The sequence below is a fragment of the Streptomyces sp. NPDC050416 genome, from assembly GCF_044458845.1.
Lineage (GTDB): Bacteria > Actinomycetota > Actinomycetes > Streptomycetales > Streptomycetaceae > Streptomyces.
Window position 1 is genome coordinate 516,205 of sequence record NZ_JBITII010000007.1, and the last position, 25,708, is coordinate 541,912.

At 66.4% G+C, this 25,708-nt stretch carries 17 protein-coding genes and 2 pseudogenes; 7 read left to right on the forward strand and 12 right to left on the reverse strand.

Going from position 1 to position 25,708, the window contains the following annotated elements:
- Positions 1-278: 278 nt before the first annotated feature.
- The 3 genes and pseudogenes from ACIBL4_RS24435 to ACIBL4_RS24445 form a co-directional block, all read left to right on the forward strand.
- Positions 279-2,837, forward strand: coding sequence for an AMP-binding protein (locus ACIBL4_RS24435; protein WP_399413435.1), 2,559 nt, complete (start codon positions 279-281; stop codon positions 2,835-2,837).
- A 93-nt stretch (positions 2,838-2,930) separates the two neighbouring features.
- Positions 2,931-3,032, forward strand: a pseudogene (locus ACIBL4_RS24440) (DUF899 family protein); the annotation flags it as partial.
- A gap of 473 nt (positions 3,033-3,505) precedes the next feature.
- Positions 3,506-4,336 (forward strand): annotated as a pseudogene (locus ACIBL4_RS24445) (ISL3 family transposase); the annotation flags it as partial.
- Between the two features lie 554 nt (positions 4,337-4,890).
- Here ACIBL4_RS24445 and ACIBL4_RS24450 read toward each other — a convergent pair.
- Complete coding sequence (locus ACIBL4_RS24450; RefSeq protein WP_399413437.1) at positions 4,891-5,925, reverse strand: polyprenyl synthetase family protein; 1,035 nt, start codon at positions 5,923-5,925, stop codon at positions 4,891-4,893.
- A gap of 1,108 nt (positions 5,926-7,033) precedes the next feature.
- Between ACIBL4_RS24450 and ACIBL4_RS24455 the strand changes: the two genes are divergently transcribed.
- Positions 7,034-7,705 carry a LuxR C-terminal-related transcriptional regulator gene (locus tag ACIBL4_RS24455; RefSeq protein WP_399413439.1) on the forward strand — a complete coding sequence of 224 codons (672 nt, stop codon included), beginning with the start codon at positions 7,034-7,036 and terminating at the stop codon, positions 7,703-7,705.
- Positions 7,706-7,814: 109 nt separating this feature from the next.
- On the opposite strand, the gene ACIBL4_RS24460 is transcribed toward ACIBL4_RS24455, so the two are convergent.
- The 8 genes from ACIBL4_RS24460 to ACIBL4_RS24495 all read right to left on the reverse strand — a co-directional run bounded on the left by ACIBL4_RS24460 (position 7,815) and on the right by ACIBL4_RS24495 (position 19,300).
- On the reverse strand, positions 7,815-9,971 hold the full coding sequence (locus tag ACIBL4_RS24460; protein ID WP_399413442.1) for an MMPL family transporter: 2,157 nt from the start codon (positions 9,969-9,971) through the stop codon (positions 7,815-7,817).
- A 64-nt stretch (positions 9,972-10,035) separates the two neighbouring features.
- Entirely contained in the window at positions 10,036-11,415 is a 1,380-nt protein-coding gene (locus ACIBL4_RS24465; RefSeq protein ID WP_399413444.1) for a cytochrome P450, read from the reverse strand.
- A gap of 102 nt (positions 11,416-11,517) precedes the next feature.
- Positions 11,518-12,462 (reverse strand): UbiA family prenyltransferase, encoded by a 945-nt coding sequence (locus ACIBL4_RS24470; RefSeq protein ID WP_399413446.1) that lies wholly within the window; start codon positions 12,460-12,462, stop codon positions 11,518-11,520.
- An 8-nt stretch (positions 12,463-12,470) separates the two neighbouring features.
- A complete protein-coding gene (locus tag ACIBL4_RS24475) occupies positions 12,471-14,030 on the reverse strand; it encodes a class I adenylate-forming enzyme family protein (protein ID WP_399413448.1) in 1,560 nt (519 codons plus the stop codon).
- A 125-nt stretch (positions 14,031-14,155) separates the two neighbouring features.
- Positions 14,156-14,923: a class I SAM-dependent methyltransferase gene (locus ACIBL4_RS24480; protein ID WP_399413451.1), complete on the reverse strand. Its 768-nt coding sequence runs from the start codon at positions 14,921-14,923 to the stop codon at positions 14,156-14,158.
- On the reverse strand, positions 14,920-16,464 hold the full coding sequence (locus ACIBL4_RS24485) for a class I adenylate-forming enzyme family protein (RefSeq protein ID WP_399413453.1): 1,545 nt from the start codon (positions 16,462-16,464) through the stop codon (positions 14,920-14,922). The genes ACIBL4_RS24480 and ACIBL4_RS24485 overlap by 4 nt, the downstream gene beginning before the upstream one ends.
- A gap of 46 nt (positions 16,465-16,510) precedes the next feature.
- Positions 16,511-18,256 carry a CoA transferase gene (locus tag ACIBL4_RS24490; protein WP_399413455.1) on the reverse strand — a complete coding sequence of 582 codons (1,746 nt, stop codon included), beginning with the start codon at positions 18,254-18,256 and terminating at the stop codon, positions 16,511-16,513.
- A gap of 201 nt (positions 18,257-18,457) precedes the next feature.
- Complete coding sequence (locus ACIBL4_RS24495; RefSeq protein WP_399413457.1) at positions 18,458-19,300, reverse strand: alpha/beta hydrolase; 843 nt, start codon at positions 19,298-19,300, stop codon at positions 18,458-18,460.
- A gap of 33 nt (positions 19,301-19,333) precedes the next feature.
- Here ACIBL4_RS24495 and kynU point away from each other — a divergent pair, with 33 nt between their 5' ends.
- Complete coding sequence (kynU, locus tag ACIBL4_RS24500) at positions 19,334-20,572, forward strand: kynureninase (RefSeq protein ID WP_399413459.1); 1,239 nt, start codon at positions 19,334-19,336, stop codon at positions 20,570-20,572.
- A gap of 66 nt (positions 20,573-20,638) precedes the next feature.
- Here the strand turns inward: kynU and ACIBL4_RS24505 are convergent, their stop codons facing one another.
- Genes ACIBL4_RS24505 through ACIBL4_RS24515 form a run of 3 tightly spaced genes read right to left on the reverse strand, consistent with a single transcriptional unit; the run spans position 20,639 to position 23,273 of the window.
- Positions 20,639-21,682 (reverse strand): methyltransferase, encoded by a 1,044-nt coding sequence (locus ACIBL4_RS24505; protein ID WP_399413461.1) that lies wholly within the window; start codon positions 21,680-21,682, stop codon positions 20,639-20,641.
- 35 nt (positions 21,683-21,717) lie between these two features.
- Positions 21,718-22,566 (reverse strand): tryptophan 2,3-dioxygenase, encoded by an 849-nt coding sequence (locus ACIBL4_RS24510; protein WP_399413463.1) that lies wholly within the window; start codon positions 22,564-22,566, stop codon positions 21,718-21,720.
- 29 nt (positions 22,567-22,595) lie between these two features.
- Positions 22,596-23,273 carry a DUF6875 domain-containing protein gene (locus ACIBL4_RS24515; protein ID WP_399413465.1) on the reverse strand — a complete coding sequence of 226 codons (678 nt, stop codon included), beginning with the start codon at positions 23,271-23,273 and terminating at the stop codon, positions 22,596-22,598.
- 351 nt (positions 23,274-23,624) lie between these two features.
- On the opposite strand from ACIBL4_RS24515, the gene ACIBL4_RS24520 reads away from it, so the two are divergent.
- On the forward strand, positions 23,625-24,257 hold the full coding sequence (locus ACIBL4_RS24520; RefSeq protein WP_399413467.1) for a TetR/AcrR family transcriptional regulator: 633 nt from the start codon (positions 23,625-23,627) through the stop codon (positions 24,255-24,257).
- A gap of 168 nt (positions 24,258-24,425) precedes the next feature.
- Positions 24,426-25,708, forward strand: a 1,283-nt coding sequence (locus tag ACIBL4_RS24525; protein ID WP_399413469.1) for a 4Fe-4S dicluster domain-containing protein, incomplete at its 3' end; no start/stop codon positions are given.

Genomic DNA, 25,708 nt, shown 5'->3' on the forward strand with positions numbered 1-25,708 from the left:
GGCTCGCCTGCACGCCGCCGGTGCTGTCGGTGGAGAGCGAGGGGCGAAGCGATCCTGTGACTTTTCTGTGGCTTGTTTTCGACCATGCTATGAATAAGGTAAACCTTGCCTAACAGTCAAGGGTTGCTAAAGCGGACGTTGCCGCGGAAAGGGCGCGCCCCGTGATCCACTCCTCCGTGCCCCTCCCGGCTCCGCGCCCGGTTCCCCGTCCGACCGGCCCCTCCGGGGCCACCGTCCACCCGGCTACGCCCGCCCTGCCGCTCCCGCAGCCGAATGCTGTGCCGTTCGCACGCGAACTCGCGGCACACGGTGACCGCATCGCGCTCATCACGCCAGAGGGCCAGGTGGCGTATCGCGAGTTGGCCGAGCGGGTGGCCCTCACCGCCGAGCGCCTCGGGCCCGTACGGCGGCTGGTGCTGCTGGCCGGTGCCAACCGCACCGACGCGCTCGTCACACACCTGGCCGCCCTGTCCGCCGGCCACCCCGTCCTGCTCGTCCCGGGCGACAGCGAGAGCACGATCCGCTCCTTGACCGAGGCGTACGCCCCCGACGTCGTGGCCCGCCCGCACACCGACGGGACCTGGACCCTCGACGAACGGCACCCCACGAGCGCCCACACCCTCCACCCGGACCTGGCCCTGCTGCTGAGCACCTCCGGCTCGACCGGCTCACCCAAGCTGGTACGGCTCTCCCACGACAACCTCCAGGCCAACGCCGAATCCATCGCCACCTACCTCGGCATCGACGACACCGACCGGGCCGCCACCACGCTGCCCATGCACTACTGCTACGGCCTGTCCGTCATCCACAGCCACCTGCTGCGCGGCGCCGGGCTCGTCCTCACCGAACGGTCGGTGTCCGACGCCGCCTTCTGGGACGAGTTCCGCGCCGCCCGCGGCACCTCGCTGGCAGGGGTGCCGTACACCTTCGACCTGCTCGACCGGGTCGAGTTCACACGTATGCACCTGCCGCACCTGCGCCGCGTCACCCAGGCCGGGGGGCGGCTCGCGCCGGAACTCGTCGCCCGGTACGCCGAGTTGGGCCGCCGTTCGGGCTGGCAGCTGTTCGTGATGTACGGCCAGACCGAGGCAACGGCCCGCATGGCCTACCTCCCGCCCCAGCTCGCCGCCGAACGCCCCGAGGTCATCGGTGTGCCGATACCCGGCGGTTCGTTCCGGCTGGACCCCGTCGACGGACACGGTCCGCGTGCCGGGGAACTGGTCTACTCGGGGCCGAACGTGATGCTCGGTTACGCCGAGAGCCCGGCCGACCTCTCCCTCGGCCGCACCGTCGAGGAGCTGCGCACCGGGGACCTCGCCCGCCGCGCTTCCGATGGGCTGTACGAGATCATCGGCCGCCGCAGCCGCTTCGTGAAGATCCTCGGCCTGCGGATCGACCCGCAGCGCATCGAGACCCTGTTGGAGGCACACGGCGTCACCGCGTACTGCGCGGGGGACGGTGAGACCCTGGCCGTGACCGCGCTCGGGGACGCGAGCGCGCAAGGCCGTATCCGCGGGCTGATTGCGCAGGAGTGCGGGCTCCCGCCCCACGCCGTACGGGTCCGCGCCCTGGCCGAGCTCCCCCGCCTGGCCTCGGGCAAGCCCGACTACGAGGCCGTACGACAACTGACACGCCCTTCCGCGCAGGCGGCGCCCGACCCCGCTGAGGACCTGGTCTGCCTCTACGCGGAGATCCTCGACCGCGTCGACGTCACCGAGGACAGCAGCTTCGTCAGCCTGGGCGGCGACTCCCTGTCCTACGTCGAGATGTCCCTGCGCCTGGAGGAGGCGCTCGGCCACCTGCCCACCGACTGGCACACGAGAACGATCCGCGAGCTGCGCCCCCTGACCGCGCCCGTGGCCCAAAGGCCGGACCAACGGGACGGGTCGGTGCCGCGGCGGGAGCGGGGAATCCGAAGCGCACTGCGCACCTGTACCAGCCCCGACTCCTGGCGAACCCGCCGCACCCTGGAAACCGGCGTCGTCCTGCGTGCCGCCGGAATCGTCCTCATCGTCGGCTCACACATCCGGATCTTCGACATCAAGGGCTTCGCCCACATCCTCCTCGGCGTGGCGGGCTACAACTTCGCCCGCTTCCTCCTGACAGACGCCACACGCCGCGAGCGCATACGCCGCCTGTGGCGCAGCATCGCCCGCATAGCCGTGCCGAGCATGGTGTGGATCACCGGCGCCGTGCTCCTGACCGACTTCTACGACCCCGCCAACGCCCTGCTGCTCAACACCCTCCTCGACCAGGGGAACGATCGCTTCGACTGGGCCTACTGGTTCGTGGAGGCCCTCGTCTACTTCCTGATCGCCCTGACTCTCCTCATGGCCGTACCGCTGCTGGACCGGCTGGAGCGACGGTACGCGTTCGGCGTGCCGCTGGCCCTCATGGCCATCGGCCTGGTCGGCCGCTACGACCTGCTCGGCCTGGCGTCCGTCCGACCCCAGCTGAGCCCCTCAGTGGTCTTCTGGCTCTTCGCACTGGGGTGGGCGGCCGCCCGGGCGGACACCGTGCGGCAGCGGGCGCTGCTGACCGCGGCGCTGCTGCTCACCGTGCCCGGCCTGTTCGAGGACCAGCCCCTGCGCACGGCCCTCGTGATCGCCGGGCTGGGGCTGCTGATCTGGGTGCCGACCCTGCCCAGCCTCGGCCCGCTCAGCACGCTCGCGGGCGTTCTGGCCAGCAGTTCCCTGTACATCTACCTGACGCACTACCAGGTCTACCCCTACCTCCAGGAGGACTTCCCGGTCACCGCTCTGTTCGCCTCCCTGATGATCGGCGTGGGCTACGCGACGGTCGTGACCCGGACTGCGCGGACGATCCGGTGGCTGTGACCACGACCCTCCGCCACGCACTTCAGCCTCTCGGACACCGACTGACCGCGACCGCCGGCACCACGGCCGAGCTGCTGGCCGTGCGGGACCAAGTCGCTCACGGACCTCTTCGACGGGCGTTGGCAGCTGCTTGTCCACCACTTCATTTTCGGTCCGCCGTACGAGGCCGGATGCACGGTCTGCCCATCGATCGCGGACACCCTCGCGCCCAATGTCGGTCCACCTCAAGGCCCGCGAGTCGGACGGCAGTGTCTACCGGACCTACGTCACCACCGCGCGGCCTCGAACCCGCCATGGCCAACTGCGGCGTCCTCGACCGGGCAGCGCTGGGCCGCCACGAGGAGGTCGAGCAGATCCACTGGCTGCGCCGCCACGACGATTGTCCTCGGCCGTCGGGAAGCCGGCGTGAACAGGTCAGCACGCCGTGCGCCGCCGAATACCCGTACGCGGTATCCGGCGGTCGCCGGCCTGCCGGAGGCGCTCCCCTTCGCCCGCCGGATGAGGACACGCCGCCTTTGGCACCTCTCCGTCGTACGCCACCTTCCCGCCACCGTTGACCAGTGTGATGGGGGTCTGTCAAACGAACGGCCCTGGCTCACATTCGGTGGTGGGGAGTCGTGAGGGTCGTTGACACTCACGTGAAGGATGTCAACGAGCTTGTGTGGACGGTGTTTTCGGGTCTTCCCCCGCTGGTCATAGAGGATGTGGCCGACGAGGGCGAGCGGATCGTGGTGCGGGCACGGACTCCGCGGGACACCGCGGTCTGCCCGGTGTGCGGGGCCTCGTCGGGACGGGTGCACGGCTATCACTGGCGGACGGTGGCCGACGTGCCGGTCGACGGGCGACGGGTGGTGGTCCGTGTGCGGGTGCGGCGCTTGGTGTGTCCCACGCGCGGCTGCCGGCAGACCTTCCGCGAGCAGGTGCCCGGTGTGCTGGAGCGTTACCAGCGACGCACGGCCCGTCTGACCAGGCAAGTCAAGGACGTGGTCAAAGAGTTAGCGGGCCGGGCGGGATCACGTCTGCTCGCGACACTCGCGGTGGGCCTGTCCCGTCACACGGCCCTGCGCGCTGTGCTGCGCATCCTGTTGCCGACCGGGCGGACGCCCCGCGTCATCGGCGTCGACGACTTCGCTCTGCGCCGGCGGCACCGCTATGCCACCGTGGTGATCGACGCCGAGACCCATGAGCGGATCGACGTACTGCCCGACCGCACCGCCGACACGCTGGAAGCGTGGCTGCGCGAGCATCCGGGCGTCGAGGTCGTGTGCCGCGACGGCTCAGCCACCTACGCCGAGGCCATCCGCCGCGCCCTGCCCGACGCGGTGCAGGTCGCGGACAGGCGGCACCTGTGGCACAACCTGTGTGAAGCCGCCCTGAGCGAGGTGAAGGCACACAGCACCTGCTGGGCCGCCGTGCTGGACGCACCCAGCTACCACGGGCCCCGCGCGCAGACGACCCTGGAACGCTGGCACCAAGTCCACGGCTGTCGGCGTACACGTGAACGTGGCTCTGGCAAGATTTTCACAGGCGGAGACCATCTCGATACGGCGGTGGGCCCGTCCGCGTAGCGGGCAGCCTGTGACTGTGTTCTCTTGAACTAACCTTCCCGTTTCGGTTGGGGTGGCTGAGCTGGGCTGATCACGGGGGGCCGCCATTTTGGTTGCTGGTCGAGGGGCGGGCATGGCTGGGGCCCGACGCTGGGGTCGGGTGCTCCGGGGTTCCTCGGGTCGCGGATGGGCAGGGACAGTGCTGCGGGTCAGGTGGCTGGCCGGGGCAGGGCAGAAATGGATCCTCCCATCTCATCCACCTCAGCCTCGCCGAGATCCGACGCCTGATCGCCCGTCTCACCGACCGCTGCCCGACCCCGGTCGACGACATTCTGCACTCACGCTGGCGACGACGACGCCGGCACAAAGCCCGCATCAGCCACTACGAACGACGCGGACACAACCCCTGAAAACTGGCCAACACTCAGAACAAGCACCGTTGCAGCATTAGAAGCTTTGAGAGCTGTCAGGGCCTGCCCTGCGCATACCTGCATTCGGGGCTGCGGTTACGCATTTCGTTCCACGAGAAAACGCATCAATGACAGCAGGTCATTGAACGCCCAGGCATCCGCTCCCACCTGTTCGAGGCAGTCCTGAGCGGCCTGACGCAGACGGGTGGCCTCCGCCTCAGCCCATGCCCTCCCACCGGCCTCCTCGACCCACTGTGTCGCCTTGGCCACGTCTTCGCTGGTGAGAGGGTCGGCACTGCGGTACAGGGCGGCCAGGCTGCGCGACGCATCGGTTCCTGCCTCCAACGCGGCGACAACGGGGAGGCTCTTCTTTCGCGATGCCACATCCGCGCCGACAGGCTTCCCGGTCACACGAGGGTCTCCCCACACGCCGAGAATGTCATCAACCAGCTGGAACAGCATGCCCAGATGACCACCGTAGGCGCGCATGACAGCCGCGGCTTCGGCGTCCGCTCCTGCTGTGAGCGCACCGAGTTCACAAGCGGCGGCGATCAACGCGCTGGTTTTGCCCGACACCATGGCGCTGGTCTCAGCGAGAGTCACCTCGACGCGGTCCTCGAACGCGAGGTCCATTGCTTGCCCGACGCAAAGATCGTGGACGGCTTGCGCCAGGATCTTCACCAATCGCCCTGGGTCGTCACAGCCCGAGGATGCGAGCAGCCGGTATGCCTCAGCGACGAGCAGGTCGCCTGCCAGTACGGCCTTCGAGGTCCCGAACAAGGACCATGCTGTCGGCCGGTGACGGCGGACCGTGCCCTTGTCCATCACATCGTCATGGAGGAGGGAGAAGTCATGGACCAACTCGACCGCCACAGCGACAGGGATGGCGGACTTCACCGCGGCCTCGCCGCCTATCGCGCGAGCACAGGCGATGGCAAGGGCCGGCCTGATGTATTTTCCCGTTTGTTCGCACGGCCGACCGTTCGCGTCCCACCAGCCAATGTGATAGCCGACTATGTGGCTGGTTTCTTCCGGCAGGGCGGCTATGGTGGCGCGATGCAGGGGGGAGATCAGCTCACGCGCCTCGGCCATCATCTCCAGTGCTTCGCGTTGCGCGGAAATACTGTTCACGTTGATTCTCTCATCCCCTACTTCGGACGTGAGGACGTGCCCTCGACAGCCGGTGAACAAAGGAGATCACCTTGTTGTTTGCCTTGTCGCCGCGCGCAATGCTCACCCGGAGCGGCGACTTTACCGGACTAGTTGCCCGCGTGAGTTTTGACCGTCTGGTGACGGTATTGGGGACCGTATCAGCCCGGCTTGACAGAGACAAGATAAACAAGTGTCAACTGCACGTCATATGAAGCCGATTCAGGCCGTGACCGCAAGCGGTCAGAGGGCTATCGAATATGCACTGGGAGTCGCGCGTCGTCATGCGGCCACTTCGCATGGCCAGTAGCCGCTGATGGAGTGACGTGGGGATCGCTGACGACGGCGTCCTCATCCGGGGTCAAGGCTCCCCGAGGCAGCCGGTGCGCCGTGGGGGTGCGGCGGGACAGAGCATGGCAGACCGGGTCGGACAGGACCATGCAGGCCGTCGCGACGTAAACCAACCGTGGCCGAGATCACGGGGAAACCGCGTGTACAGCCGGGCTGACGGTGTGACATGTTGTGGCCCGCAGGGCGGCTACCGCAGAGTAGCTTCGGGGGGTGCAGGAATGAGCCGCATACCGGTGATGAAGTTGTGCTCGACTGCTGCGAGTTCGTCCACGTCCCACATGCCAGGCGCAGTGGATGATGAGGCCGTCGTGAGGTGCGAACCACCGGATCAGAGCACGGATGGCCTCGACGAGCGGGCCGGCGCGGCCGGTCTGCTGCTCACACCCGCCGCTCGAGCGGCGGCTTCAGCTCCTCTCACAACGGCTCGGTCGCAGTCCGCACCCGTCGGCGACGATCACAGCCATCCGCAGTTCAACACACCGTCATCGCAGCTGAAGTCATCAAACTGGTTCTGAACCGCATTGCGCGTGAAAGCACGGGGGACATGATCAACGCACAGCGAGAATTACGTGCAACGACTGAGGCCGATGAGCCGATTAGGCGACTGCTCCGACTCATCGAACTACAGGAACAGTCTATAGCATCGTGCTCGGAATATACCCGGTCACTGCAGAAGCAGGTTTCCGCACTGGCGTCGTGCATGTGGCCTCCCCTGCACCAGGCATCAGAACAGGAGATCGTGAAGGATGCCGATCGGATAGCAGAAATCCAGGACAGCATCGTCGAGCTGCCCGCTGAAGAAATCATGCTGTTGCGGCCCGCCTTTGGATCGCCAGACGATATGAACCGGGACTTGGAAAGTTTCCAGTCCGCCCGGACCCGCGGGATAACGGTCCGATGCATTCAGCAGCAACTGCACACCAGTCTGCGATTCCGTTCGTACCTCCGACAGCTCACATCACTGGGCTGCCAAGTACGCACGTCACCTCTGATCCCTTTCCAGGCCACCGTAGTCGATGACACTTTATCGTTTATCTCGACAGACGTCGACGGGCCGCCGGAAAAGATGCTGCTGGTCACGAATCCACATCTTGTCGGGTGTATGCGTCGCGTCTTCGAGTTCTGCTGGGACGCTGCCAGCGATTCCGCTGCGCAACCGACGCTGGGGATCTGTGGCTCCGGGCATCCCGAGGCCGACGTGAGCCGGCCACGCGTACCCGATCTGGCACCAGACCAGCTGACGGTGCTGCGTCTTTGGGCCAGTGGTCGACCTGATACCGCCATCGCGCGAGAACTGAAGGTTTCACCCAGAACGCTTCGCAGGACCATCGCGACGCTGATGCGACGACTCGGCGTCAGTACCAGATTCGAAGCGGGAATGGTCGCCGCACGTTCGGGTCTTCTCAATTGACCGGTTCGTCCGCTGATCGGTAACGAGCGGACGCACCCGCCGCGGCGACGCCCCGGCTCAATGCAGTCCTGGGCGCCGCCGCGGCCGACCGAACGGTCAACCGGCGACTTCACTCCCGCAGACGAAGCCGCTCGAGCACACCGCGCGCCAGACGCGGAGACCACCAGTTCCAGGTTCCCGCGATGCGCATGAACGCCGGTACAAGAACGACACGAACCAGCGTTGCGTCCACAAGGACAGCCAGCGCAAGTCCGAGACCGAGCATCCGCATGAGGGAGACGCCGCTGGTGGCCATGCCGGCGAATACGACGGCCATCATCACCGCGGCTGCCGTCACCACCCGGCCGGACCGTGCCAGACCGACCGCCACCGCGGTGTCGTTGTCGGCCCTGGTGCGTCCTGACTTCTCCCACTCCTCGCTGAACCGGGCAAGCAGGAACACTTCATAGTCCATGGAGAGCCCGAACGCGATGCAGAACAACAACACCGGAACCGTGGCGGTGGTGTAGCCCGTACTCGTCGTGCCGAGAGCGCCGAGATGACCGTCCTGGAAGATCCAGACCATCGCACCGAAGCTCGCGGTCAGCGAAAGCGCGTTGAGAACGAGGGCTTTCAGCGGCATCACGACGCTACCGGTGAGCAGCAGCAACAGCACGAAGGTGGTGACGGCGATCCAGGCCAGTGCCTTGGGTATGCCCCGGGCGATACTCGTGGAGGTGTCACGGGTCTGCGGACCCAAGCCGTCGAACAGAGTGTGGCCCGGGGCGGGAACCATACGCAACGCATCCAATTGCCGTGCCGCAGCGGAGGAGTACGGGTTCAGCGGAGTCTGCACCGTCAGGTAGGCCACGCTCCCCTTCGTCGCTGCCGGCGCGCCCGGACCCACACGCTGTCCGTCGCTGTACGTAGCAGCCGGAGCGACGACGGAGCTCACGGATTCGACGCGCGACAGGGCCGTGGCGTAGGACTCGACCTTGGCCGGATCGCCGATCCCCTCCACGACGATCCGCACCGTGCCCACGACATTCTCGTCGAATCCGTCCCGGATCGTGTCGCCCACCTGGTGCGACTGCGCGCTGACCGGGAGGACTCGGTCGTCGGGGAGGCCGAGCCGCAAACCGAAGACCGGTGCAAGGGAAACCAACAACACAGCGAGGACGGGCAGGGCGAACACGATCGGCCGGCGCTGCACCGACACCGCCACCCTGTGGAGCCACGAGGATTCGACCGCCTCCGTCTCACGCAGCGGCTTGCGGTTGATCCGGGTGCCCAGAAGGCTCAGCAACGCGGGAACCACGGTCAACGTCAGCACGATCGAGAGAGCGACCACCGCCGCGCCGGCGTACCCGATCGACTTCAGGAAGTAGATGGGGAAGAACGTCATTCCGATCAACGCGATACCGACGACCAGCCCGGAGTACACAACCGCCCGACCACCGCGCCGCAGCGCGATCGCGATGGCCTCCTGCTGTCCGCTGCCCTGGGCGATTTCTTCGCGAAACCGTCCGATGATGAGCAGCGAGTAGTCGATCGCCAGCGCCAGGCCGAGCCCGGTCGTGATGTTCATCGCGAACACCGACAGGTCGGTCACCAGCGTCAGCAGATACAGCACCGCCGTGGTGCAGACGATGGCGATGATTCCGACCACCAGCGGGATCGCGGCCGCCACCCAGCTGCGCAGGAACCAGACCAGCAGGAGGAATGTCAGCACGATCGCGACCGATTCGGCCACGCCGAGGTCACGCGCAGAGGTCGTGGCTATCTCCGAGAAGGCCATGGCCTGACCGCCCGCGGTGACGGTGACCCCGTCGGCTTCACCGGTGTAACGGTCGGACAGGGCCTTGGCGGTTTTCTGCGCGGCGTTGTCGTCGCCCTTCAGCGTGGCGACCACGAGCCCCGCGTGGCCGTCGCGGCTGATCAGGTGCGCACCGCCCTGCGGCCCGGTCCACGGGGAAACGACCGTCTGCACGCGCGAGTCGTCTCGCATTCCAGCGACGATGTCCTTGGCCCGGGCCGTGGCCTTGGCATCCGTGGCGCCCGAAGCGGATTCAATCGCGAAAAGGAACTGTGCGCCGGACAGGCCGAATTCGTCGGCAAGTACGTTCGCAGCACGGGTGGATTCCGCGCCAGGGTCCTGGAATCCGCCGGCCAACAGCCGATCGGGGACCTTCGATCCGAGCCCACCGCACAGGACGAAGGCCAGGAGGACCAGCGCCAGTACGCGTTTCGGGGCGCGTATGGCGAATCCTGCCAGACGGTTGATCATTTCTCCTCTTTCGAATCCCTGCCGGCTGCGGACCGGTAGGCGCAGTGTTGCGGCAATGCGGCGATCAGAAGCGTGCCTCGGCTCGCATCGGCATACGAGTCGGCTGGATGAATGCGCCGATCGCAACCTCCTTCACCTTGCTGCCGGGAATCGTCCGGAATCGCCAGCGCGCCGCGATGGTCGCGATCTGCAGCGTGATCTGCGTGAGCGCGAAGACGTTTCCCGGGCACTGACGCGCTCCCATGCCGAAGGGGATGTAGGTGTCGGGTGACACGCGTGCCCTGTTCTGCGGCAGCCACCGATCCGGGTCGAACCGCATCGGATCGGGGTGGAAGGCCGGATCGCGGTGTACGGCGATCGGGCAGGCGAAGAGCAACACCCCGCCGGGGATCTCGACGTCACCGAGGGTCGTCGGCTCGGTGATCTGCCGAAGCGTCAACCAGGGCGAGTACTTCCGCAAAGACTCCGACACCACACGCTTGGTGACATCCAGCCGCTCCAGATCAGCGAACTCGGCCGGTCGCCCGTTGGTGAGCACTGCGTCCAGCTCGGCATGCAGCGCCGCCTCCACGTTCGGGTTGGCACTGAGTTCGTGGAAGATCCAGGCGAGTGTGGCCGCCGCCGCCTGGGTGCCGGCGACGAGGAAATTGAGCAGCTCGTCGTGCACCTGAGTGTCGCTGAGCATGGCGCCTGACTCGTCATCACGGGCTTGCAGCAGGGCGCCCAGCAGATCCCTCGGATCCTGCTCGGGATCGGCGGCCAGCTCCGCTCGTCGACTCGTGATGATGTTGCGGGTCACGGCTTTCAACTCGGCGAGCATCACCTCGAACCGGCGATTGGACGGCAGTGGCAGGCGGTCCGTCCAGGCCGGCCGGGTGCCTCGTCGCACGAGCAGCGTCATCACCGGCGGCAACAACCGGTGAATGTGCCCGGCCGTCTCAGCGCCGAGCGTGCCCTGGAACAGCGTCGCCGCCATGGTCCGCACGGCCAGCTCGTGCATCTCCTCGTTGAGGAGGATCTCTTGGCCGTCCCGCCAGGACTGCGAGCACTCGGCTCCCTGCCGTGCCATGACCGACGCGTAGTGGGCGATGCGGGCTTTGGCGAACGCCGGCGCGATCAGCCGGCGTTCCTGGCGATGCCTCTGCCCCTGCAGGACGATCACGCCCTCGCCGGTCAGCACCCTGGTGCGTTCGACCAGGACACCCTGATCGGAATGGGTGACGAAGGCCTTGCGTATCAGTCCGGGCTCGGTCACGACGTACCCGACGTACCCGCCGATCTTGATCCGCACCACCGGCCCGAGCGCTGACAGTGTCGACAGAAACTGGTGCGGGCGCCGTGCGAGGCGCAGCGCGTGGCCGAGCAACGGCAGGCTCCCCGGAGCGGTGGGAGCGCTGCGCGAGGCCTGCCGTTCATTGATTGCCGTCACAGTGCGGATCTCCATCTGGTCGTGCCAGGACGAGCCCGAGATGTCCTCCCGGCGCTCAGGTACGGTGCTGGCGTTCGTGTGTGCTCCAGACCCTCATCGGCGGCCGGAGCCGTACCCTCACGACAGGAGAATCGCCGCGGTCAAACCGAGCATCCCGACATCGATGCACCGGAAACCGAACTTCATGGCTTTCCGGACCTGGCCTTTGACATTCCCTTGGTAATGCTGCACAGCGTGCATCACGACCACGGGCAGCAGCAGTGGCGCGGTCAGCGGGTTCAGGTCTCCCACCGTGAACAGGAGCACCGTGAGCACGATGCTGTAGCCGTACAGGAGCCAGATGACCACCTGGAACGTCTGTGGATTCAGCACGACGGCCAGCGTCCGGCGATGCGCGGCCCCGTCTCCGGCGCGGTCGGCCACGTTGCCGTACGAGACCGGCATCAGGAACCAACTGCCGGTGAGCAGCCCGATCAGGACCGCGGTGCTGGTCACGGTATGCGCGATCATCAGGTACGGGATGACCGTGACGACGACCGTGAGGCCGGAGATGAACAGCTCCAGCCCGCCGGGAACGTAGCTGAACTTCAGACCGCCGGAGTACTGCAGCGCGATACCGATCACGACTGCCCAGACCGCCAGTGCCAGCAGGACATTGATTCCCAACGACAGCGCCGTGGTGACGACGGCGAGGGTGGCGACCGTGACGACAGTGACCACGAACCCAACCGCCTGCCGCACCGTCAGCAGCCCCGCGACCAGGGGCTTGCGAATCATGGTCGGATAGTCGGCCGCGCCATAGTTCGCTATGTCGCAACCGTCCCGGAAGCCCATGATGTCGTCCATCGCACATGCCGAGCTCTGGATCGACAGCAACAGCAGCGGAACCAGCACCAGCGCCGGTATCGCACCGTGCAGGGACACCGAATCGGAGTACAGCAGCGCGAGAAGAATGATCCAGTGGTACAACCGATGGTAGACACGCAGCTTTCCAAGCTGCACATAGGTCGTCCATTTCGGCGCGGGTCGGGCAGGGTTCGCTGCTTCGGTAGAGACAGTCACGACACCACTCACTTCGGGCTTGCCGGAGATCCGGAAACATCGGCAATTCGGGCGGCGAGCACCGAGCGACGGATCTTCCCGGTCGCCGTCTTCGGCAGACTCGCGAAATCAACCACTACGGGGAAGTCAAATCCCGACAGATCCGCGACCGCTTCCCGCCACGCGTTCTCGTCGAAGACGCCCTCCCGGGTCGCCGCTACGGGCACGATCCGGCCGTTCCGCTCGAGCACGACGACCTCGAGCAGCCACGGCATCCGTTCCAGCAACAGGTCTTCCACGGCGATCGAGCTCGGCACCGTACTCACGCGGTCCACTTGGCGATCGATCAGCGTGAGCCGGCCGAAACGGTCCTTCTCGCCCCAGTCACCGGTGTCCCACCACCCGCCGTCGCTGCGCCCGGCGCGCGCGGCCTCCGGTCGATTCAGGTAGGTGGAGAACAGCGCCTTGGTGCGCACCTGAATGCGCCCCGGCGTACCCGCGGACACCTTGGCTCCGTCGGCGTCGACGATCCGGATCCGGGTGACACCGGGAACTCCCCGGCCCACGGGATGGCCCTTCATCCTTCTGCCGAGATCACTGCGCTTATGGCTCCGGCTGAACCCCTTCACGTGCATACGAGCCGAGATGGCGCCCAGTTCGGACTGGCCGTACAACTCGAAGAAGGCAGCGAACTTTCGACCGCTGCCGCGCAGAAAGCGCTGCACGGTGGCCGGATGCAGCACGTCGAACGTGGCGTAGAACCATCTGACCGATCGGAACACGCCCGCGTCGGCCAGGTCCTCCCACACCATGTACGTGTTCGGAACCGTCTCCAGGAACGTCGGGCGCCACGTCCCCACGATGCGGCTGACGGTCACCGGATCCGTGCCGGCCAGCAGAATCAACGGAGAATTCCTCCGCAGCGAGAACAGCAGGGCGACCACCGTGGCGCCGTGCGAGGGCGACAGGGCGAAAACGGAGTAACCCTTCATGCGGAAGACTCGGTGCCCCAGCGCACGCAGATAGCCGTGATAGTCGATCACAGCTCTCGTGTACTCGACGAGCTTGGGCACACCGGTCGTTCCCGACGTGTGCGTGACCACGTACGGCGCCGAACCCGGCAGCGCCACGGCAGGGGCCGTCCGCGGAGACATGGTCGCCATCCGCCCGGCCTGCACCGACCAGTCGTCCAGCCGCCGACCGTCCCCGACAGCGGCATACGACGCGACACGTGTGCCCGTGGTGATCACCCGGTCGACGCCCGTGGTCGGTGCCAGCATGTGCCCGACTGTTTCGGCATCCAGGGTCGGGCTGATCAGGATCGGGACCGCACCCACCGCAGACAGACCGGAGACCACCACCAGCACATCCACAACGGAGTCGAGCCAAACCACGCACCGGTCACCGACGCCGACGCCTTCGGACTCGAACAGCGTCGCCGCCCGTGCCGCCGCATCGGCGATGTCGCTCGGGGCGATCTTGTCGTCCGCCGCCGTCACCGCGATCGGCTGGTGGTCGACGATCCACGGCTCCGCGTCCCGCCGCACTGCCATCAGCTCGTCGAAGAGCAGACGATGATTGCGCGCCATGATCCCTCCCATGCATCGTTGTTCTCGGAGTCCGCGGTTCGGGGAAGAGCCGGAGACCGTTGATCCGGCGCAGCCGTACGCGTCGGCCGAGCCTTCAGGTACCGGATCGGTGTTCCATCGAGACGTCAGCGAACTGGTGCGTTTCCGGGCGCTGCGTTCTTGGCGCCGCGAACCCACTGGAACGAGCCCTTGCGACGGACGTGGACGTCGGTGAGCCCATGTGCCGCGAACATGCCGGGGAGTTCGTCGTCGTCGAAGTAATGGACTCCACCACCCGGCAGCGCCGACATCAGCTTGGCCGGACCGTGCTTGGTGCTGGGGATCATCACCGTGAGGACGCCGCCCGGCCGCAGCACACGGACCATCTCCGCGAGCGCGGCAGCACGATCCGCGACCAGTTGCAGCACGGCGGTGGAGACCACGCCGTCGACGCAGCCGTCGTCGAAGGGCAGCCGGCCCGCGTCGGCGAGCAGGAACCCGACCCGGGAGTCCGTGCACGCTCTGGCCGCCCTGGCCAGCATCGGCGCGGAGATGTCGACGCCCAGGACGACGACATCACCTCCGGCGCTGTCGGCCAGGACTCCGGTGACATGCCCCAGCCCGGACCCGACATCGAGGATCACGCCCTTGGACGGCAGCACCAGCCACTCGGTCGGAGTCCGGGATCCCTTGAGCACTGCCCGCACCAGCGCCTGGGCGAATCGATAGAAACCCGCGCCGGCCTTGGAGGCCCAGAACGCCTGGATTCCTGTGCTTTCCGCGTCGGCGATGCTGCCGGGTGGTTGCCGAAGGGTATCGAGGTAGCCGTCCTGGACGAGCGGATCGATCCCCCGCACGGCGAGCAGCTCGGTCGCGCGTCGCAGTGCGGGAGGAAGGTCGGTTCGCACGGTCATGACGCCACGGTCGTGGAGAGGGCTGCCCGGTCGATCTTGCCGAGCTTGGTCCGCGGGATGGCGTCCACGATCCACAGCCGGTCCGGCATCTTGTGCCGCGCAAGCGACGTGCGCAGGGCGGCCTTCAACCCCTCCAGATCGATCGGAGCGTCCGGATCGGCCGACACCACACAGGCACCGATCGCCTCACCGAGCACCTGGTCGGGGACGGGGAAGATCGCGGCGTCGGCCACGGCCGGCAGCGCCCCCAGGGCCGTCTCGACCTCGACGCAGGAAACCTTCAGACCGCCCCGGTTGACGAGTTCCTTGGTCCGACCGCGAACGTGCAGCCGGCCCTCGTCGTCGATGATCCCGAGGTCACCGGTGTGGTACCACCCGTCGACACCCACGCTCTCCTGTCCCCAGTAACGCACCGGGACCTTCGCGCGGTACACGATCTCGCCGAGCACGCCGCTGGCCACGGACCCCGTACCGTCGAGCGCGGCGATCTCCACGTGTCCGTCGGCCGGAGTGCCCGCCGGCCCGTCCATCGGCCGGCGACCGACCGAACCGGCCTCGATGTCGGCGCGGTCGGTGGTGAAGGTGTAGAAGCCTTCCGAGCAGCCGTAAATGAACAGCATCTCGACACCGAGGACGGCGTACACCTGCTCCAACAGCGCCGCGGGCAGCGGTGATGCAGCCGAGACCCCCCACCGCAGCGAGGACACGTCATGGCGCTCGCCGTCCAGACGGTCGAGCATCATCCTGAGATGGGCCGGAGTCCCGGGCAGCACCGTGACCCGCTCCGCCGTCACCAGATCCAACGCACCGCTCGGGGAGAACCGGTCCATGACGACCAGACGGCCACCGCTGGCCAGTCCCATCAGCGTCATCTTGAGGCCGAAGCCGTGGGCCATCGGCGGGTAGATCAGCCAGACGTCGTCGCTGTTCGGCCGCATCGCTTCCAGGAAGGCCGCGGTCTTGGACCACAGCGCCCGGCAGGTCTCGACCACCAGCTTCGGCTGGCCCGTCGTACCGGAGGTCATCAGCAGCAGCGCGATCCCGAGATCGTCGATGCCGGTGTAGTCACGCGGCGTGTCCGGCAGATCGGCCGAGTCGTCCAGCAGGTCGGCGAAGGTCGTTCCCACCGGCTCATCAGTGCCTCGCACGATCGTGTGAATCTTCGGAAACGCCTCATGCACCGTGCGCAGCGGTTCCATGCCGTCGTCGGCTCCGGCCCGCGGCTGGTACAGCAGGGCGACGGCATCGGTGCGATCGACCAGCGACACCAGCTCGGGTCCGGTCAGATCGTGGTCGACACCGACGAATACGATCCGCGAGATCCACGCCGCCACCATGGAAATCAGGTATTCCGGGGAATTGGGCAGCTGGCAGACGACACGGTCCTCGGCCTGGATGCCGAGCCTCTGATAGGCCGCAGCCATGCGCTCGACACGGTCCCAGAACTCACGGTAGGTCAGAGACTGGCCCTCGAAGGTGAGGGCAGGCTGGTCGGCCCGCTCCTGGCATACGGCGTGCAGCGTCGCGATCAGTTCGTTCACAGGTTGCTCCTCGATATCGATGTGTTGACTCACCGACTGGCGTCGATCACTCGAACACCCACGGCGCTACCGGTGCCTGCCCGCCGTCTTCGAAGGGCTCGAACAAAGGCGCAAGACGCTCGTCATGAACCAGCGCATCAAGGTCACAAAGGACCTCGGCAGCTGGAATACCGGCCTCGACCAGGACCTTCTCCCAGTGCGCGGCCGGAGCCTCACGGAATCGCTCCGAAAGCCTCTCGTCGTTCCCGTCGTACAGCGGCATCCCCAGCACTTCGCCCAGAACGCGGCGGTCGGCACCCTCGGCAAGGGTGATCGCCAGGTAGCCATCGGCGGTTTCCAGTGGCTCATCCAGGAGGTCCCATCGCGGACGGCCCGCTGTCCGCCGCGACGCCTCACGATGGGAACCGACCTGGGACTGCAGGGCCATCGACCCGCACAGCAGCGACGTCTCGGACTTCCAGCCATGGTTCCGGCGCTCGCGCTGGAGGAGACCAGCCAGAACACCTTCACAGGTCACCAGGGCGCCAAAGATGTCGCAGAGCAACACACGGGTGGTTCGCGGCCGTTGGAGGTGCGGCGTATTCGTGTCAGCCAACCCTGTGTAGGCCTGCACCATGAACTCTGTACCGAGCACATGGTCCCGGTCGACGAGGGGAGCCCAACCGGATGCCTCGGCGAACACCAGTCCGGGCTGAACACGCGCCAGTTCTTCCGCGGTGAGCCCCCATTCCACGGCCTTACCGGGGCGCCAGTTGTGGAGGAACACATCGGATTCCGCGATCATCTCGCGGAGTTGGTCACGCCCTTCCGGGCGCGCGACATCGACAGCTACCCGTCCCTTGCCGCGATGGTAATAGGCCCCCATGCCTCCGATGTCGCCCTGCGGCGGTTCGATCCAGGTGACCTCGGCACCGAGCATGCGCAGCAGGAGCCCGGCCAGTGGGCCCTGAACGCGGGTCGTGGCCTCCACGACCCGCATACCGCTCAGCGGGAGGGGATGTGCATCGCCCGGCCGGCTCGCGGGTGCCGACGCTGAGCGTTCCCGGCCCTGTGCTGCCAAAGGCGTCAACCTGGGATGACCGGCCGACCAGCCAGGCCCAGCGGATACTTCCGCATACGTCCGCAACGGCGCCAAGCTCAGCCGGAACTCGTCGGCTGCCGCGCGTATCCGAGACCACTGTGCGGACGACGCTGCGATGTGCAGGTCGCCAGGAAGTACGCAGTGCCCCTTGACATATCGATACTGAAAAATGGGCCAGGACCGACCCAGAACGGCGCCGTCCACGCCCAGGCTCCGCCAGAAGCCGGCCCAGCGGTCGTGATCGAACGTCTCGATCTCGAACAGTTGGCCATCCGCGCTGGCAAACGGCGGCGGGGAGCCGTTGCCGCGCATCGAGGGCGCCCAGTCCTCCGGTGATGTGGCCTCACCGATGTACTGACCGGCCAGAATTGTCGCCGCCCGCAGCACGGACGTCCGCACCGTCTCGATGTCGATTCCACGAGAACGGCCGATCTCGGCAGCCAAGGCACCGTGCCCCGCCAGCAGACCACATGCGGCGGAGGCCACATCCAGGCCGAAACGGCGAGGGCGGCCGGCCTCCGCGCCATTCACGAACATCAGCCCAGAAAGCGCCTGCATCACGGCTTCGCTTGCTGGACTTGCCGAGGGTATTCGTGATCCGCCGTACCACGATATGTCCACGCTTTCCAGCAGCGGACTCGCCGATTGCTCTGCGGAAGCGGCCAACCAGGGTGCAACGCGAATATCGAGCACTTCCTGGGCGAGGTCCATCTCATTCATCCTTTGACCATCGAAGACACGCCTGCCCTGCGTTCGAGGGAGCAATTTTTCGCCCCCCCTTGGAACTCCTGATCAGCGAAAAAGAATTTAGCAGTAGCCGACGATGACAGGGAGCCGACAGGTATCGCGTAGATGGCTGGGTGGGGCCATGACCGCCTTCGGCCACACCAGAGGGCCTCGCGGTCTCCTTGGTCACAGCCCCATCTGGGTCAGCACGGCATCGCCCAGCGCGGTGCCGCGACGCCCGAGGTCGAAGGGCAGGTCGAAGTGGTCGCGCCCGGCCACAGTCAGATCGACGAGTCGCAGGCCGCGGTGCGTCAGCGCGTTCACGAAGTCGACGTGCTGCCGGGCGTACTCGGCGGTCTCAGCGGCACCCCTCGCGACGATGACCTTCGACGTGGCAAGCGGGAGATGGTGGATGGGGCTGTTGGCGGCCGCCGCGCATCCGTCCATGCGCACCTTGTCGTTGACGTAACTCAACCGCACCGGCTCAAGGTCGTAGACGCCGCTGAGCAGCACTGCCCCGGCGACGTCCCAGGGCTCCTCCGCGGCGGCGCACAGCGCCATCGCCACAAGATGCGCTCCCGCCGAACTGCCGCCCGCGAAAAGGAGATCGCGCCGGGTACCCAGCTCCGCGGCGTGGGACGATATCCACCCCAGGGCCCGCCGTATTGATGTGACCATTGATCCGATGCCGTGGTCCGGTGCGAGGCCGTAGCCGACGGCAATGAATCCCGCACCCTGCTCCACCAGGTCGGGAGCAGCGAACGCGGACGCCTCCTTGTTCATCTCCTGCCAGTGACCACCATGTACGAAAACGAACAGCGGGGCCTGGGGACGTCGCGGCGGATAAAAGTCCAGCAACTCCGCCGCGCCGGGCCCGTAGCGAACGTCAAGCCGGTGGTCAAGGATTTCCCTGGCCCGGTCGCTGTCTGTCTCATAACGTGTAAGATGCGCGGGGAATTGCGGCGCGCAGGAACTCGGGGAATACTCCCGGTCGAGTTCCTCCTGGGTCATGTCGCCATAGACATACATCTCGTTCTCCTCATCGACTGAAAGAGGTAGCCCATGCCTACCGCAAGGGATGCCAAGAATCTCGACATGGCAGATCCGCTGTATTCGAGGCGGGAAAAGTTTCTGCTGCCGGAAGAGATCGTCTACTTGGATGGGAACTCACTGGGGGCACTGTCCGGCCGCGTCCCGGCCACGTTGGAGACGGTGGTTCGCGACCAGTGGGGCGATCACCTGATCACGGCATGGACCGAGGACGACTGGTGGGGCGCACCGCTGCGGATCGGCGATCGCATCGGCCGCTTGCTCGGAGCCGCACCCGGTCAGATCGTGGTGGGCGAGTCGACCTCTGTTCAGACGTTCAACGCCTTGGTCGGAGCTGCGCGGCTGCGACCCGGGCGCAGGCTGTTGGTCACGGATCCGGACCACTTCCCTACCAACCGATACCTGGCGGAGTCGGTGGCCCGCCTGTGCGGGCTGGATGTCGTCGCTGTTCCGGTGCCCGACGCGCACGGCTTCCTGCGGGAGCAGGGCGAGCAGGTGGCTGTCGTCTCCTACGGAGCCGTGGACTTCCGCACCGGACGGTTGTGGGACATGGCAGAGGTCACCGCCGCCGCTCACGCCGCGGACGCCGTGGTGGTGTGGGACCTGTGCCATGCTGCGGGCGCGCTGCCTGTAGCGCTGGACGACCAGGGCGTCGACATCGCCGTGGGCTGTACGTACAAGTTCCTGTCCGGCGGTCCTGGCTCCCCCGCGTTCATCTATGTGGCGCGCGGGCATCACGACACCTTCGAGCCGCCGCTCACTGGTTGGCATGGGCACGCCCGACCGTTTCATATGGAGCAGGGCTTCGAGCCGGCGCCCGGCATCTCGCGGACCAGAATCGGTACACCCCCGGTGCTCTCTCTTCTCGCTCTCGAAGCGGCCCTGGAGGTCTTCGACGGCGTCGAGATGGCCGAGATACGTGCCAAGAGTCTGTCGCTCGGCGACTTCTTGATCGAATGCTTCGACCAACACCTGGCGTCCTTGGGCTTCGAGCTGGTGACTCCGAGGGAAGGCGCCCTGCGGGGCAGCCAGGTGACGTTGGCTCACCCGGACGCCCACGCGCTGATGAGGGCCTTGATCGCCAGAGGAGTCATCGGGGACGTGCGGCCCCCGAACATGCTGCGCTTCGGCTACAACGCGCTGTACGTCTCCCACGCCGACATCCACCGAGCGGTGACGACGTTGCGCGATATCGCGCTCTCCGGTGAACACCACGACCCCCGATTCACGACCCCGACGCTGATCACCTGACAGGCGCACGATGCTGGGTTCGGACGGCCCCGCCCGAACCCGGCACCGCTGTCGGGGGCCCAGACCTCAGCCCTTGTAGGCCTCGATGACTCCATGAGGTGTCCAGGAGTCGATCGTGATCCTGTTGATCCCGGAGAACCCGCAGTGCCGCAGCCACTCCTCGTAGTCCCGCCATGGATAGAGGGTGCTGCCGCGGAAAGGCAACGTGGAGAAATAGACGCTGTCCAGTCCGGCATACAGCGGACCGGTGCCGTCGTCGTCGGAGAAGGCATTGAAGATGAGCACACGCTGCCCGTCGGCCATCGCGTCGAAAGCTTTGCCGAGCAGAGCCTTGTTCTGCTCCGGAGTCCAGATCACCAGTTGGTGCGCGAACAGAACGCAGTCATAGCCGGTCGGATAGGCATCGTCGAACAGGTCCGCCGCATGGGTGTCGATGCGATCGGCCAGGCCATGCTGGGCGATCTTCTCCTTGGCGACGTCGAGTGCGCTGGGTCGGTCCAGAACGGTGATGCGCAGATGCTCGTGGGCCGAGGCGAGGGCGATCGCGTTGACCGCGTCCCCACCGCCCACATCGAGCACCCGCTGGACCTGTGAGTAGTCCACGCCTTCGAGCAGCACCGGGTTCGACAGGGTCGACCAGGAGTTCATGCACCGGTAGAACAGCTGCTCCAGGCCCTCGGTGTTGGCCAGGCGGGTGTAGAGGTCCTGTGTGTCGCCGGGGAAGTGGCGAATGCCGATGTTCTCACCCGTGCGCAGGGACTCCGCGTAGTCCATGGCCGGCAGGTAAGCGATCTTGGCTTGGAACTCCACGATGTCCCGCAGCACCGGCCAGCTGCCTTCGCGGAACGCTTCCTCCACGATGGCGCAGTTTCGGTAGCCGTCCGGGCCCTTTGTCGTGAGACCGAGCGACGTCGTCCCCAGCAGCAGTACCTGGGCCGAGTGCGTGCTCAGGCCGGTACCGGCCGCGATGGACTCCGCGGAGGCGCCCGGTGCGCTGTGCAGATACTCGAAGAGCCCGAGCTCGCACGCCGCGTTGAGTTGCTGGAACGCGGCATGTCCGAACAGGATGGGCACCAGTCCGCGCATCGTCAGGGTAGGGGCGGTGGTCACGACAGCCCTCCAATCTGAATGGGTGGGATCGGGAGTCAGAGGAGTGTGCGGACAGTCCACAGTTCGGGAAAGAAGCGGTGCTCGTTCACCGACCGAAGCCAGTCCAGGCCCGCCGTGCCGCCCGTTCCCGGCTTGCTGCCGAGCATGCGTTCCACCACCAGGAGATGCGTGGCGCGCCAGTGGGAGAACTGATATGACACCTCGGTCAGCAGCTCCGCGACTCGATGGGCCTGCCTCCAGCGAGTCGGCTCCTGGTAGACGCCGAGCCACGCCTGTTCCACAGCCGGGCTGGGCGTGTACGGCGCTCCGGGCTCACGCTCGTAGACGCCTCGTGGAATCGTGGCTCCCATGCGGACCAGTAGGCTCAGCGCTTCGTCGTAGAGACTCGGGGCATACCACGCCTTTTTGAGTTCCGGATAGAGGTCCATGTAGCGGGAACACTGCGCCACGGTCCGAGGGTCCTTGTTGCCGAGTGCGAACTCCAGCGCCCGATACATGAAGGACTGAGTGCCGGATGCCTCGCCGAGGATGTCACGGAACGCAAGGAACTCATCTGGCGACATCGCCGTCATCGTGTCCCATACGTTCACCAGCAGCCGCTGGACGCGCACGGCACGCGACAGGCTCTCGCACGCCTGGTCGACCTGGCTCTCCCGAAGCTGTTCGCGAGCCTGATCCACCTCCACGAGTACAGCCCGGAACAGCAGTTCCTTGACATGGCTGATGAGCAGGAACGTCAGTTCCCGCGGAGAGTCGGATCGCGGTTGCTGCAATTCGTGCAACCTGTCCATGTGGGCGTAGGTGACGTAGGGGGGTGCGCCCTCACTGCCGTTCTGCTGGATTGGACAGGAACTCGGCTGCTCCATGCGGGTTTCTTTCTCCATGGGCCAGGCTCTGATGGACGCTTGTGACGTCACCTGATGCGGTCGGTGTTCAGCGAGTCAGTGCATCGCTGGTGAGGTCCACCGGCCAGTCGAGCACGCGCGGCTTGGAACATTCTGACGAAATCAGGGGCGATGCGGTCCGGCTTCTCGTAATGCCGTCCATGGCGCCGCTCGTATTCTGCGAACCAGACGTCGTCGGCGTGCAGGAAGAGTATGTCGTGCAAAGCCATGTTCCGTACCGCGAACAGCGGTACCGGCGACCTGTTGACGGGGAATCCGCTGTTGCGCGCTGCGGGCTCTTCGCAGGTCGGGTGGAACTGTCCCAGCATGAGACCCCTGGCTACGACGCGGTCCTTGGTGAGTTCGTGTGCCTTGTCGATCAACCAGTAAGCATCGCGGGGCAGATCCGGCACGGCTACCAGCAGCGAGTGGAGGTTGGAGTTCCGCGAGTCCCACTCGTGGGTGGCGAAATATTCAACCGCGTTGTCGACGGTGTCCACCATGTGCGAGAGGCCGAACTCCGGTCGCCATTCCGCCGTATAGAGCACGAGACAGCCGGCTCTCCGAGAGGGCTCGACGAACGGACACACAGGACCGCTGCGACCGAGCTCCGCATGGGGCTTGGTTATGTAGCCCGTCAGCCAGTCATCAATCAGCTTGGTTATCTCTGCGGCTGGTTCTGTCAGCCTAACGTCAATGTCCGGCACTGTATCGCTTTCAAGTCGTGTAGGGCGGTCCGGGTCCTCCTGTGGGGGACTTCCCGTAAAGGTGCTCAATAGGCAGAAGGAGGGGCGGCGCGTGCTTGCGTGAAGTCGTAGGGTTCGCCGCTTCATGGACGTGGTCTGGTTTCCGTGCAATGCCCCAGGGCCACGTTCCACGGTTTCCGATAGGTGGCCGCAGTTCAGGTATGACTTTGCCAGATGCCGCCCATGGGGAATAGCTCCGTTATGACCGACGGCGGCCATGGCCACCTACGGACACACGGGCGCCGCGGCGTCGTTTCGGGATGCCGGGACCGCGATTGACCGAGTGATGAACCGCTCAGTAACCTCTGGCGGATGACCGCCCCGGCCCCCGAACGGCGACGGGCTCCGAAGATGAGCCCGCAGCTGCGCCGCCAGATGATCGTCCGATCCGCCCTCGCACTGATCGCGGAGCACGGCCTGGCAGTGACCACTCGTCAGGTAGCCCGCACCGCCGGCATCAGCGAAGCGACGATCTTTCAGGTCTTCGCCGACAAGCACGAGTTGCTCAACGCCTGCATGGCCGAGGCCGCGCGCTCCGACGATGTCCTGCGCGAGCTTGCCGACATTCCTTTGGACGCCTCAGTGACAGCGCGTCTCCTCGCGGCTGCCGAAGCGCTGGAGACGTACCTGACGCGCATGGGTACGGTGGTCTCTTACCTGGAGGCGGTAGGGCACACCAGGGCGCGGCGCGAGTCCACCGCCTCCCCCGCTGGAATGCGGGAGGTCCGCGAGGCCGTCGAGTCCGTCGTCGCCTCCCTGGCGGCCCTGCTGGCCCCCGAGGAGGACTCCCTGCGGCTGCCCCCGCTGCAGATAGCCCAGGCCTACTTCGATCTGCTGTTCGCCCGCTCCCGGGAACTCGACCGCCCGCTGCGCGACTCGCAACTGCCGGACCTCGTGCAGCTGCTCGTTCACGGCGCTCTCGTCGCCGGTTCGCCCCGTCGATGACATGCGACGCCGGTCCGGCAGGGCCGAACCATGGGTTGCCTCAGCGACGCAGATCACCAACCGCGTGCCTTCATGGAGTCTGCGGCCCTGGGTAATGTCAGCCTCACAACCCAAAGTTACCGCTTAGTAGATCTCGAACTCTCGCTCTCGCAGGCCCGAGGAGCCCTCATGCAACTCACCGCGATCATCGTGTCGCTGGTGCTCGCCATGGTCGGTGTCGCACTGTTCGGCCGAGCCATCGCGCAAATCTACCGCTTCGTGAAACTCGGCCAGCCGGTCCCCGCCGGACTGCGGACCAACGATCCGGTCGCGCGGACGCTCACCGTGGTCCGGGAGTTCCTCGGCCACACCCGAATGAACAGGTGGGGGATCATCGGCATCGCCCACTGGTTCGTCGCCGTCGCCTTCTTCAGCCTGCTTCTCACGCTCGCCAACGCCTTCGGGCAGCTCTTCCAGGCCGACTGGATGTTGCCGGTCATCGGCGGGTGGCTGCCGTACGAGCTGGTGGTCGAGCTGTTCGGCGCGACGATGACCCTGGGGATCCTCACCCTCATCGTGATCCGGCTGCTCAGCCTGCCCTCTCGGGCCGGTCGCAAGTCCCGGTTCGCCGGCTCCAAGGCCTGGCAGGCGTACTTCGTGGAGTACGTCATCCTCACCATCGGCCTGGCCATCCTCACCCTGCGCGGCCTGGAGGGGGTGCTGCACCACGTCGAGGCCTACGATCCGGCGTACTTCGCGTCGTATCCCCTCGTGCTGGCCTTCAAAGGGCTGAGCACTAGCGCCCTGCAGAACCTCGTCTACCTGACGGCCGTGATCAAGATCAGCGCATCCTTCATCTGGATGATCACGATCTCGCTCAACACCAACATGGGTGTCGCCTGGCACCGCTTCCTGGCGTTCCCGAACATCTGGTTCAAGCGCGAGGCGTCGGGCGGGACGGCGCTGGGCGCGCTCCAGCCCATGACCTCCGGCGGCGAGCCGATCGACTTCACCGACCCGGGCGAGGACGACGTCTTCGGCGTGTCCCAGGTGGAGCAGTTCTCCTGGAAGGGCTTGCTGGACTTCTCCACCTGCACCGAGTGCGGCCGCTGCCAGTCGCAGTGCCCGGCGTGGAACACGGGCAAGCCGCTCTCCCCCAAGCTGCTGATCATGTCTCTGCGGGACCACGCCCACGCCAAGGCGCCCTACCTGCTGGCCGGCGGCGGCAAGACGATGGAGGGCGAGGAGAAGGCGTCCGAGGAGGCCCTCAAGGACGTCCCGGCGTCGGCGCTGGCCGAGGCCGAGCGCCCCCTGGTCGGCACGCTGGAGGACAACGGCGTCATCGACCCGGACGTCCTGTGGTCCTGCACCACCTGCGGCGCCTGCGTCGAGCAGTGCCCGGTGGACATCGAGCACGTCGACCACATCGTCGACATGCGCCGCTACCAGGTGATGATCGAGTCCGCGTTCCC